Here is an 11,893-nt window from a genome sequence, read left to right on the forward strand (position 1 = left end):
ACGCACGCACTCACGAACTGGCACAGCAAATGCTGCCTAAGCCGGCATGCATATTCACGCTCGCTCCATTCGCTACTTCGACATGATTCGCCGCTGCGCCTCGATTCGAGAGGCTGCACGCCACCTGCATGTGGCCTCATCGGCCGTTAACCGCCAACTGCTGCAGCTTGAGGATGAAATCGGCAGCCCATTATTCGAGCGCCTTAGCTCTGGACTAAGACTGACTGCGGCAGGGGAAGCATTCACACGCCACGTCATCACGGTGCTGCAAGATGAGCATCGCCTGGCCACCGAGCTAGAGTTGCTGCGCGGCGTGCGCAAAGGCTCCGTCAGCGTGGCCGCTGTGGAGGGCCTGAACGCCGATTTGATGCCTGCCGTACTGACGCAAATGCACAGGCGCTACCCGATGATCCAAATTCATGTGCGCACCTGCGGCTCTGATCAGGCAGCGCAAGCCGTGATTCAAGGGGATGCCGATGTGGGCATTGGCTTTTCCGTCAAACGCCACGAGCACCTGCGCCAATGCACCATGGGCCGCTTTGCGCTGGGGGCCATCGTGCCGCCCAAGCACCCTATTGCCCAACTAGAACGGGTGAATTTTTCTCAATGCGCAGCCTATCCATTGATTTTGCCGACGCCTGAACTCTCCATGCACAGCCTATTGCAGCCACTGGTCTCGCACCACAAACGTGCATTGCAGGTGCTGCTGGAGACTTCGTCCATAGAGCTGGCCAAAAGTCTGGTCGAGCGCGGCGTGGGGATTTTCTTTCAAAGCCGTTTGGGATTGGAGCGTGAACTGCGTGAAGGCCGCCTCGTTCATGTGCCGCTTGATACGCCAACGCCGCTGTACTCCGAGCTGGGCGTTTATGTGCGCGCGGGCCGCACGCTCCCCTCGGCACTCGATGCCTTCAACCACATCATGGCCGATGCCATCGAAACCCGCGAAGACGATGAAAGCCTCGCCTTGCGCGCGGAAATTGCAGCGCCGCAAAAAACGCTGACCGAATCGCTTCTTGCGAAGGCTTAAAGACAATCACCGCAGTCTCACTGCACTGCACCACAACCCCGCTGCACCGGCATTGTGCAAATTGACAAAAATCAATGCACCAATGGCGTGCAGCCCTTTTTCCATAAAGACTAGCTGCTCACTTTTTTAGATCACCCCGAGCCAAAAGCTGCGCTATTCAGCACCTGTAACGCTTTCTAAACTGAGAGCAGTTAATCAGTTTTTTGAAAGCGTTGCGTGAACTCATCCACACTCCCCATCATCGATATCAGCGGCCTGCGCAGCCCTGATCCCGTGGATCAGCACTTGGTCGCCGAGCAACTGCGCCAAGCCTGTGAGCAGCGCGGCTTTTTCTACATCACCGGTCACGGCATAGACCCGGCCCTCATCCAAAGTGTGTTTTCTGCCAGCCAGCTTTTTTTTGATCTGCCCATGATCGAAAAGCTGGCCGTAGACAAAAAACACTCCGTCTGCAATCGCGGCTACGAACCGCTCAAGGCTCAGACACTGGAAGTCGGCGCACCGCCCGACCTCAAAGAAAGCTTTTACGTCGGCACAGAAGTCGCCGCCAATGACCCGCGCGTGCTGGCCAAACGCTTTAACACTGGCCCCAACCAGTGGCCCGAAAACATGGGTGACTTTCGCGGCGTCATGCAAAGCTATTACCAAGCCGCTTATGACTTGGGAGCCACCTTGGTGCGCGGCTTAGCGCTGTCGCTCAGCGTGCCGATCAGCCACTTTGACGGCTACCTCAAAGAGGCAGCAGCCACCCTGCGCCTGCTGCACTACCCGCCCCAGCCCGCCAACCCCGAGGCCGGCGAAAAAGGCTGCGGCGAGCACACCGACTTTGGCGGCGTCACCTTGCTGCTGCAAGACGATGCCGGTGGCCTGCAGGTTTGGGACAAAGTCAGCCGCAGCTGGATTGATGCGCCGCCCGTGCCCGGAGCCTTCACCGTCAACATCGGCGACTTGTTTGCACGCTGGACGAATGACCGCTATGTCTCCACCCTGCACCGCGTCATCAATGTCTCGGGGCGCGAGCGTTACTCCGTGCCATTTTTCTTCACCGGCAACCCCCTGCACAAGGTGGAGTGCATTCCCACCTGCCTGAACGAAGGCGAACAGCCCAAATACCCAGCCACCACGGTAGAGCAGCACCAAATAGAGTGCTATCGCCGTACCTACGGTTAAGGCAGGCCCCTATGAGTCACACAAAACACATGGTGCTGATCCACGGCGCATGGCAAGGCAGCTGGGCTTTTGCAGCGTGGATTCCTTGGCTGCAGTCCGCAGGCTGGCAAGTTACCGCCGTCAACTTACCGGGCAACGATGCATCGACCCAGGATGAAAGTCAGGCCAACTTGGAAGGCTACACCGCCCATGTGCTGGGCGTTCTGGAGTCTCTTGATGGCCCGGCCGTCATCGTCGGCCACAGTGGCGGCGGCATGACAGCATCCCAAGTTGCGCAAGCTGCGCCTGAGCGCGTCAGCGCCGTGGTTTATCTGGCAGGAATGATGCTGCCCAGCGGCATGAGTTTTGGCGATGTGATTGCCCAATGTCATGCCGCTGACCCCCACTTCAGCTACGAAGGCATAGGACCACATTTGCTCTGGAATGAGGAGCGCAGCGCCAGCAGCGTACCGCTTGATGCAGCTTTGGCACTTTTTTTGCATGACTGTCATCCAACAGCCGCCCTCAAGGCCGCAAGCCGTTTATGCCCCCAGCCAGAAACGGGCCGCAGCATGCGCAACCAGCTCACTTCAGAGCGCTTTGGCCTGGTGCCACGGGTCTATGTGGAATGCACACAAGACAGATCCGTGACGCTGGCACTGCAGCAGCGCATGCAGCATCTCTCGCCGGGAGTGCAACGTATCCGCCTTGATTGCGGCCATGTGCCCCAACTGGCCTGCCCGCAGGCACTCACTGATGCTTTGCTGCCCGTTTTGAATGAAATCACCTTCCAGCCTTTGATTGACATTGACTAGCAGCTCATCAATTAATAGCAAAAAACTCTTTCGCTTTCACACTTTCTTTCGCACTTCGCCTCGCCCTGTTCAGGAGTTTTTGATGACCCGCCACACCTCTTCTTTCAAGCCATCTTTCAAGTTCTCTGCCATCGCCGCCATGCTCATCGCCTGCGGCAGCGCCGCGCATGCTGCAGACAAGCTCACCGTGCAACTTGACTGGCTGCCCGGTGGCGACAAGTCCTTTGTCTACGCTGGCGTGCAGCAAGGCTTTTTTAAAGAGGAAGGGCTGGAGGTAAAAATTGCTCCCGGTCGCGGTTCGGCGGATGCGGTGACCAAGGTGGCATCGGGCTCTGCCGATGTGGGCTTTGGCGGCATCTCGGCGCTCATGATGGCCGCTGCCGAAGGCAAGATTCCCGTCAAGGCCGTGATGTCGCTGTACTCCAAGCAACCCGACGCGCTCTTCACTCGCGCCGACAGCAAAATCAAGAGCCTCAAGGACATGGAAGGCAAGACCGTGGCCATGCCCACCTTCTCTTCATCGAACGCGCTGTGGCCCATCATGCTGCAAAAAAATGGCGTGGATGCCAGCAAGATCAAGGTCGTCAAATCTGACCCCGCCACACTCGCCCCCATGCTGGCCCAAGGCCGTGTGGACGCCACAATCAACTGGGTAACCGTGGCACCTGCCTTCAGCACCGTGCTCAAGCAGACCCAAAAAAATTTGGCGGTACTGCCTTGGACGCAGTTTGGCTTGGATGGCTACGGCTGGTCAGTCATGGCCAGCGACAAGATCATTAAAGAGCGCCCCGAAGTGCTCAAGCGCTATGTGCGTGCGCTGACCAAGTCGCTGGAGTTCTCTATTCAGAACCCGCAAAAAGCGGCTGAATCGCTGACAGCCATGGTGCCTGAAGCCGACGCAGTCGTGATCAAGGCTGAGTTTGAAGCCTCCATCCCGCTGCTCAAAAACGAGATCAGCCAACGCGATGGTCTGGGCAAGTTTGAGCCCAAGCTGCTGGCCAACACTTGGGGCTGGGTTGCGCAGTCTATGAACTATGACCTGAAAAAACTGGACCCCGAGACACTGGTTGATCGCAACTTTTTGATCAAGTAAGACCCCAAGGCAGCGGCTCTGCGCCGCTGCCGCTCTTGTGCTTTTGTTTCTGTGCTTTTGTTCCCGTGCTTTTGTTTTTTTGATCGCCAGCCATGCAACACGTAATCGATCTGAACGCGGTCACCCAGACTTTTGTCTCCAGCGACGGCAGTCCCGTCACGGCCTTGCAAGGCGTGGACCTGCATTTGCGCCGCAATGAATTTGTCTCGCTCATTGGCCCCTCTGGCTGCGGAAAATCCACTATTTTGCGGCTGCTCGCTGGCCTGATTCGCCCCACCAGCGGCGAGGTTCGCATCTTCGATCTCCCCGTGACAGAGCCGCGCGATGAGATCGGTATGGTGTTCCAAAAACCCACGCTGCTGCCTTGGCTCACTGTGCTGCAAAACATCACCTTCCCCATGCGCCACAAATACGGCCATGTAGAGATGAAGGAAGAGGCCCGCGCCCAGCAGTTGCTGAAAATGGTGGGCCTCAAAGAATTTGGCCATAAACGCCCGCACGAGCTATCGGGCGGCATGCAGCAGCGCGTGGCCATTGCACGCTCCTTGCTACACGACCCCGACATTTTGCTGATGGATGAGCCTTTCTCAGCTCTTGACGCACTCACCCGCGACGAGATGAGTTTTGAGCTGCTGCGCATCTGGAACGAGCGCCCCAAGACCGTGGTCTTTGTGACCCACTCGATTCAAGAAGCCTTGCTGCTGTCAGACCGCATCGTCGTCATGAGCGCCCGCCCCGGCCGTGTGGCCGACATCATTGATGTGCCCCTGCCGCGCCCGCGCAGCATGGCCACGCTGGCCGACCCGGTGTTCAACGCAATGGCCAATGAGATACGACTCAAGGTCTTTAGCAAACACCCCGAACCCGCTTAAAGCCCCACCTCTGCAGCCCATAAAGGCCACCCTATGCCAGCCTTCTTACTACGTCACGCCTCGCTGCTTTTCTTCATTGTTGTTCTGGTGCTGTGGGAATGCGCTTGCCGCTTTTTGCATATTCCGGAATACATCTTCCCCGCGCCCAGCGCCATCTGGAGTGCCGCTGCCAACCTTGGCCTGCAGCGCTGGCTTGAGCACACGGCGGCCACCTTGGAAGTTGCCCTCATCGGCTATGCGCTGGCGATTGCTTTGGCCATTCCTTTGGCGATTGCCATTACGCGCTCCAAGCTGCTTTCAAAAATCATCATGCCTTGGCTGGTGGTCATCCAGTCGACGCCCATCGTAGCGGTGGCTCCCATCATCGTCGTTACACTCGGCGCAGGCCTGCTGCCACGCGTGGTCATCACCACGCTGATTGCTTTTTTCCCGCTGGTCGTCTCTACCGCTTTGGGCTTGGCCTCGGTGCCGGCTGAGCTGGTGGAGCTGTCACGCTCGCTGCGCGCCACTACCAGCCGCCAGTACTGGCAAATTCGCATGCCGTTTGCCGTGCCCTATGTGTTCTCCGCCCTCAAGGTCTCCATCACCTTGGCGATTGTGGGTGCTGTGGTGGCCGAGTTTGTGGCCGCTGAAAAAGGCTTGGGTTATTTGATTTTGTTTGCCACCTCTTCCTTCAAAGTGCCCGTGGCTTTTGCAGCACTAGGCTTGCTGGTGGTTTGCAGCTTGGTGCTCTATGGCGCCGTGCAGCAGGTACACAAACATTTTTTCCCCTGGAGTGAAACGGCCAACACTCCTTAAGCGACTTTGGAGCAGCCCATGCACGTCATCTGCTGACCCGCTACCTGCTCTACCTGCTACCTGCTCGCTCAAACATCGCTCCCAACATCAAATACTCCAAGGATTTTTCATGACCGATAAGACCTACCCTCCTCAAGGACTGACACCCACCGCCGAGCAAATTCAGCGCAACCTGCGCCACGCGCAGGCCGTGGCCGAGCGCGCCACGCAAATGGGTCACCACCCATTTGGTGCGGTGCTGGTGGGCCCCGATCAAGAGACTGTGTTGATGGAGCAGTGCAACATCGACACCGTCAACCATGCCGAGTCCACGCTGGCGCGCATGGCTGCCACCAATTACACGCCCGAGTTCTTGTGGAGCTGCACGCTCTACACCAATGTAGAGCCCTGCTGCATGTGCGCAGGCACCGCCTACTGGGCCAATATTGGACGCGTCGTATTTGGCATGACTGAGCACCGCCTGCTCGAATGCACAGGCAGCCATGGCGAGAACCCCACCATGAGCGTGCCCTCGCGCTATGTCTTCGATCACTGCCAAAAGGCCGTGGAGCTGATCGGCCCTGTGCCCGAGATGGAGGCCGAAATCGCGGCGCAACAACAAGCCTTCTGGGCACAGCGCTAACCACATCACGTATCACGCATGGCCGATGGTTACGGCCAGCGTCATTGCTGCTTGAATCCAGCACGCTGGTCATACCAACCAAGACACCGAGCCGCACAAACAGCCACTGAAACCACGCTGGCCAGCTGCGGCGAAGTGCAATGCGGCTATTGCACGGCAGTGCATGGTGATATGCATGAGCGGGCTACACCAACAGCTGCCCGCCCCAGCGCTCAAGAGGCCTAAGCGCTGATGTGCGTAAACCTTTGCCTCTGTACGGGCTATGGTGGTATCAAGCGTGCCGTGGATTCGCTTATCCCGCCTCAAAACGCCTCAGTTCACAACTCCTAATTTCATAGCTACATGTCTTTATCAATCAGGCACGCCATGCTTGTTTGACTATAAAAATAAGATTGAAGGTGTAGGCGGCTTCGCGGCTTGCCCTCTTAGCAACCCACAAGCACTCGCTTCATTGCCATGGCGAGCTGCGCAAAACGGGACAATAGAGGTCTTGGGCACAGCCGTGCCCGCAGACAACTCGGCCCAGGCCGATGAATGCCATGACAAAAAATCTTGCTGCTTACGCGCTGGGTCTGGGTTTGAGCCTGGGCACCAGCGGCTGGGCCATTGCCGCCCCCCCCCTGCTCACGCCCGAGCAGTTGCAACCCTTGCTCGATCAAGCCCATGTGCGCTTGATCGACATTCGCGACCCCAAGTCTTTTGAGGCGGGCCATATCGCCCAAGCCGCCAATGCCCCCTATGGCAAATGGCGCGGCCCAGCCACCAACCCCGGCGAGCTGCCCGATCAAGCCAAGCTGGTCGAGCTAGTGCAGTCTCTGGGCCTTACCGCCAGCACCCATGCTGTGGTGATTTCTAGCGGCGCCGACAACACCGACTTTGGTGCCATGGCCCGCGTCTACTGGACGCTGAAAAGCCTGGGCCTAACTGAGCTTTCCATCGTCAACGGCGGCATGAAGGCCTGGCAAGCCGCTGGCAAGCCCGTGGGCAAGGCCAAGGTGTCCATCACGCCTAGCAGCTATGCGCCCACGTTTGACGCCAACTGGCTGGCCACGCGGCAAGATATTGGCAAGCACCTTGACTTGTCCAACGCAGCACTGGTGGACTCGCGCCCCGACGCTTTTTATCTCGGCAAAACCCGCGCGCCTACGGCCAAGGTCTCTGGCACTTTGCCCGGCGCGCAGCAGCTGGACTTCAACCAGTGGTTTGTGCCCGGCAGCACCTTGTTTGTGGATACGGCTAAAGCCAAGACCATTGCCAGCCAAATCCAGCGCCAGTCAGGCCAAGACATGGTCGCTTTTTGCAACACCGGCCACTGGGCAGCGACGGACTGGTTTGGCCTGTCTGAAATCGCAGGCTTGCCGAATGTGAAGCTGTACGCAGGCTCTATGGCGGACTGGACGCAATCGGCCGATGCACCGCGCATGAGCAATCAACCCAGCCGTGCTGAAGCGCTGTCGTATGACGCGAAAAAGTGGTGGGAAAAGACTTTTAAATAAAAACAAGCTACAGCCCTGATGTATCAAGCGCTGGCAGCTATCAAATCAATATCAATAATGAAACGACTTCCTATCACGGCCTTGCTGGTCGTCTTTTTTGGCTGGCTGCTATGGTCAGTTTCAGTGCGCCAAGCTGCGCTGTTTGCCGTGGGCATTGGCCTTGGCGCCGTGCTGGCTGGCAAGCGCTTTGGCTTTACCACCGGCTGGCGCATGCTGGTTGAGGAAAAAGACGGCAGCGGCATCTTTGGCCAGCTCTTGCTGCTGGCGCTGGCCGCAGCGCTGGCCATGCCTTTGCTGGGGCACTTTCCGGAACTGACCGCCGCGCTTGGCCCGCCCAGCATCAGCTTGCTGGTCGGCGCTTTTGTGTTTGGTCTATGCATGCAAATTGCCGACGGCTGCGGCAGCGGTACCTTATACAAAGCAGGCTTGGGTATTCCCATGAATGCGGCCATCTTGCCTTTGTTTGCCATTGGCAGTTTTATGGGCAGCCTGCATCTGGGCTGGTGGCTTGATTTGGGCAATACCGCGCCTATCGGTTTGGTCACGCAATGGGGCTGGGTACCAGCGCTGATCGCTACCTTGGCCGCTTTAGCTGTGATTGCCGCAGGCGTCGCTCTCTATGTCAAAAAAGCCAATGCCAAGCTCAATCGCCCTGCCAAAGCTTTGCTCTCGCGCAAGTGGCTGGTGGGCGCTGTGCTGCTGGCCATTTTGGCCACACTCAACCTCATCATCGCGGGCCAGCCTTGGGGCGTGGTCTATGGCTTTGGCCTGTGGGCTGCCAAGGTGGCCAATGCCACGGGAGCGGTTGATCTGGCCAGCAACTGGTTTTGGAGCCAGCCCGGCAACGCTGCGCGACTGCATGAAACCGTGCTGCTGGATGTGACCAGCATTACCAACATCGGCATTTTGGGCGGCGCACTGTGGATTGCCGCAGGCACACCCTCTGCCGCTAAACCACTGACAGGCACGCAATGGGTGGTTGCGCTGGTAGCAGGTCTGGTGCTGGGTTACAGCTCGCGCCTGGCCTTTGGCTGCAACGTGGGGGCCATGCTCTCGGGCATCTCCACCGGCTCCATCCATGCATGGATTTGGGTGCCGCTTGCCTTTGTGGGCACCATCTTCGGCCTGCGCATCCGCCGCCATTTCGGCTTTTAAGCAAGGACACTGTTATGACTTCACAAAACACCTTGCGCGCTGTCTTTTGGGCGGTACTGGTCATTTTTCTAGCGTGGGATTTTCACACCTCTCCAGCCATCGACCTCCGATTTGAAGCACCGCTGATTGCAGCAGGCTCAGGCCAAGCAGCACAGGGCGGACACTGCTCCATGCCTTCAGGCAAGTAAGCACCGCCATCAAAAAAGCCCAGTCATATACGACTGGGCTTTTTTGCGCCTTCAGATGTATTCACTCAGGGCTTCGTAACTGCTGCTGGGACACCTTCAAGCTGTTGCCCAGCCGCTTCCCAAGCAGACAAGCCGCCTTCGAGCGGACGCACATATTGAAAGCCGGCGCGCTGCAAGAGTTTGGCAACGGTGGCGGCAGAGACTTCGTTGGGACAGTCGCAATACACCACTAAGCCGTGACTATGCCGCTCGGCAGGCAACAAAGCTGCATAAGCGGCCTTGCCCTTTTTAGCGCCTGCCAGCCAAGCATGAGCACCGGGGATATGGCTCACTTCAAACAGCACAGGCTCGCGCACATCAATCAGCGTGGGGCTCACGCCTTGAGCGTGCAAATCAGCCAGTTCATTGACCGAGATGCGCGGCATCTTCAGCGCACGCACCATGCGTTGGCGCAGCAGCCATTTGCGCATCAAAAACACGGCAAAAGCAACCGTCAAAAGCAGCAGCCCCCATTTACCTAAGGCAGTCAGCACATCAAGCAAGTCCTGCACTGTGGTGCTGAACAGCGAGCCCAGAAACACGGCCGAGCCCACCCAAATCAACGCGCCTAAAGTATCAAACAGCAAAAAAGTGCGAAATGGTGTGCCCACCACACCCGCCAACGCGCTGGCAATAGAGGCAAAACCGGGCACGAATTTGGCCACCAGCAAAGACTTGGCTCCCCAGCGGCCATAAACGGATTCAGTCTGGCGAATGCAAGCATCGGGCGAGAGCGAAATACGGCAGATTCGCCCCAGCACCCTATGCCCATAGGCCTTGCCTGCACGGTACCAAAGCACATCGGCAATCAGCGCAGCCACCACGGCGACCACAGTGAGCCAGCCTAAGCGCGCAAGGCTGCCTCCTTCAAGTGCGCCCGTCACCACCAGCACCGGGTAAGCCGGAATGGGCGCACCCAGCTGCTCAATCAGCACATTGAGAAAGACGATGCCAAAGCCGTATTCCCGAATTAAATCAACCATCCACTCCATAACCCAACCTCCTCAAGCCTGCTCAACGCTGCTAAGAATTTGTGCGCCGATGCTAGCGGGCCTCAAACATCCTCGGGGCTTGAAGGTTGGTGCCGCCGCAACTTTGCAACTCGCGCAGACTTGCCAGAGCACAGAGAGCCATGCACACTGGGAGTGCCCCTCGTGGCCAATTTCTCTTTTGAATTCGCGAAACTCTGCAATGAATCTTCCTGACACCTTTGGTCTTGAAATCGCCAGCCGCCTCGCTTTGCATGAGGCTTTGCTGGAAAACCTCTACACCAACTTGCTGCGCAAGATGCCCGATGGGCAGCAGCGCTGGAAAGGCTTTGAAGAGATGCTGGTGCAAGCCATGGGCGACTTGCAAGCACCGCGCGAGCTTCAATCCGAAGAAGAAAAACAATGGCTGGCGCAGCAGCGCGCCACGACTCAGTTGCTGGCTCGGCAGTTTGTTGCCAGAGTAGCAAGCAATCAAAATTGGGATGAAAAACCTACTCAAGCCTAATCAAATCATGCACTAGTAGCTATAAAAAAAGGATCACCAAGGTGATCCTTTTTACTGTTCATAGTGCATCGCGCTTTTTATCGAACTCCAACAATCGCACGGCGTTGCCCTTCAAAATTCCGGGCATGACTTCAGGTTTAAAGCCTGCAACTTCAAAATCCTTCATCCAACGGTCTGGCGTGATCAGCGGGAAGTCGCTGCCAAACAGCACGCGGTCTTTGAGCAAGGTGTTGGCGTACTGCACTAGTTGCTTGGGAAAGTACTTGGGGCTCCAGCCCGAAAGATCAATCCAGACATTGGGCTTGTGCAGTGCCACTGAAATCGCCTCGTCCTGCCAGGGAAAGCTGGGATGGGCCATAACGATTTGCATATCGCCAAAGTCCACCGCCACATCATCGAGCAGCATGGGGTTGCTGTAGGCCAAGCGCAGGCCGCCGCCGCACTTCATACCGCTGCCAATGCCGCTATGACCGGTGTGAAAAATAGCAGGCAACTTATAGTGATTGATGACTTCGTAAATCGGCCAAGCCATGCGGTCGTAGGGATTGAAGCCCTGTACCGTAGGGTGAAACTTAAAGCCTTTCACGCCGCACTCGGTAATCAAACGCTCTGCCTCGCGCGCGCCCATCTTGCCTTTGTGGGGGTCAATGCTGGCAAAAGCCACCATCATGTCGCTGTTCTCGCGGGCAGCGTCAGCGATCTCTTCGTTGGGGATACGGCGGCGGCCCGTCTGTGATTCGCTATCCACCGTGAACATCACCAAACCAATCTTGCGCTCGCGGTAGTAGGCAATGGTCTCTGCAATCGTGGGGCGCAGCGAGCTGCCAAAGTACTTGTCTGCCGCGCGATCAAATTCCTCGCCATAGTTGTCGAAGGGGTTGCGGCAACTGACTTCGGCGTGCGTATGAAAATCGATGGCGATCAGGTCTTGATGATTCATGAATTCAGCCTGCTTAGGCCTCAATTAGATATTTCTCATAACTATAAAAACAAACAGAACTAGCTTTACCGAGGGCTATCCCTAGCTTTCAAAGCAATTACACCAATCTGTCATTCGTACAGAAAAAATCCCCTGTGCAGACAACTGAACAGGGGATGTGAATGCAACGGGCTCCATGCGTGAAGCACCCGCAGCAGCTTAGAGA

The 11,893-nt window shown here is 57.3% G+C and carries 13 protein-coding genes; 11 read left to right on the forward strand and 2 right to left on the reverse strand.

Going from position 1 to position 11,893, the window contains the following annotated elements:
- Positions 1–46: 46 nt before the first annotated feature.
- From KUF54_RS10625 to KUF54_RS10670, 10 genes are all read left to right on the forward strand, one after another.
- The gene (locus KUF54_RS10625) at positions 47–1,027 is read left to right on the forward strand and encodes a LysR family transcriptional regulator (RefSeq protein ID WP_219342816.1); all 981 of its coding nucleotides are present in this window, start codon (positions 47–49) and stop codon (positions 1,025–1,027) included.
- Between the two features lie 216 nt (positions 1,028–1,243).
- Positions 1,244–2,197 (forward strand): isopenicillin N synthase family oxygenase, encoded by a 954-nt coding sequence (locus tag KUF54_RS10630; protein WP_219342817.1) that lies wholly within the window; start codon positions 1,244–1,246, stop codon positions 2,195–2,197.
- A gap of 11 nt (positions 2,198–2,208) precedes the next feature.
- Positions 2,209–2,991 (forward strand): alpha/beta fold hydrolase, encoded by a 783-nt coding sequence (locus KUF54_RS10635; protein ID WP_219342818.1) that lies wholly within the window; start codon positions 2,209–2,211, stop codon positions 2,989–2,991.
- 82 nt (positions 2,992–3,073) lie between these two features.
- Complete coding sequence (locus tag KUF54_RS10640) at positions 3,074–4,084, forward strand: ABC transporter substrate-binding protein (protein WP_219342819.1); 1,011 nt, start codon at positions 3,074–3,076, stop codon at positions 4,082–4,084.
- Between the two features lie 92 nt (positions 4,085–4,176).
- Positions 4,177–4,956, forward strand: coding sequence for an ABC transporter ATP-binding protein (locus tag KUF54_RS10645; protein WP_219342820.1), 780 nt, complete (start codon positions 4,177–4,179; stop codon positions 4,954–4,956).
- A gap of 33 nt (positions 4,957–4,989) precedes the next feature.
- Positions 4,990–5,754, forward strand: a complete 765-nt coding sequence (locus KUF54_RS10650) for an ABC transporter permease (protein WP_219342821.1) — start codon at positions 4,990–4,992, stop codon at positions 5,752–5,754.
- Between the two features lie 109 nt (positions 5,755–5,863).
- Positions 5,864–6,376, forward strand: coding sequence for a nucleoside deaminase (locus KUF54_RS10655; RefSeq protein ID WP_219342822.1), 513 nt, complete (start codon positions 5,864–5,866; stop codon positions 6,374–6,376).
- A gap of 539 nt (positions 6,377–6,915) precedes the next feature.
- On the forward strand, positions 6,916–7,872 hold the full coding sequence (locus KUF54_RS10660) for a sulfurtransferase (RefSeq protein ID WP_219342823.1): 957 nt from the start codon (positions 6,916–6,918) through the stop codon (positions 7,870–7,872).
- A 57-nt stretch (positions 7,873–7,929) separates the two neighbouring features.
- Complete coding sequence (locus KUF54_RS10665) at positions 7,930–9,027, forward strand: YeeE/YedE thiosulfate transporter family protein (protein ID WP_219342824.1); 1,098 nt, start codon at positions 7,930–7,932, stop codon at positions 9,025–9,027.
- A gap of 14 nt (positions 9,028–9,041) precedes the next feature.
- Positions 9,042–9,215 (forward strand): hypothetical protein, encoded by a 174-nt coding sequence (locus tag KUF54_RS10670; RefSeq protein ID WP_219342825.1) that lies wholly within the window; start codon positions 9,042–9,044, stop codon positions 9,213–9,215.
- Positions 9,216–9,280: 65 nt separating this feature from the next.
- Here the strand turns inward: KUF54_RS10670 and KUF54_RS10675 are convergent, their stop codons facing one another.
- Entirely contained in the window at positions 9,281–10,246 is a 966-nt protein-coding gene (locus KUF54_RS10675) for a VTT domain-containing protein (RefSeq protein ID WP_219342826.1), read from the reverse strand.
- A gap of 199 nt (positions 10,247–10,445) precedes the next feature.
- On the opposite strand from KUF54_RS10675, the gene KUF54_RS10680 reads away from it, so the two are divergent.
- Positions 10,446–10,748 carry a hypothetical protein gene (locus KUF54_RS10680; RefSeq protein WP_219342827.1) on the forward strand — a complete coding sequence of 101 codons (303 nt, stop codon included), beginning with the start codon at positions 10,446–10,448 and terminating at the stop codon, positions 10,746–10,748.
- 58 nt (positions 10,749–10,806) lie between these two features.
- On the opposite strand, the gene KUF54_RS10685 is transcribed toward KUF54_RS10680, so the two are convergent.
- Positions 10,807–11,688, reverse strand: coding sequence for an amidohydrolase family protein (locus tag KUF54_RS10685; RefSeq protein ID WP_219342828.1), 882 nt, complete (start codon positions 11,686–11,688; stop codon positions 10,807–10,809).
- Between the last annotated feature and the right edge of the window lie 205 nt (positions 11,689–11,893).

It is taken from the genome of Comamonas sp. Y33R10-2 (assembly GCF_019355935.1).
In the GTDB taxonomy this organism is placed as follows: Bacteria; Pseudomonadota; Gammaproteobacteria; order Burkholderiales; family Burkholderiaceae_C; genus Comamonas.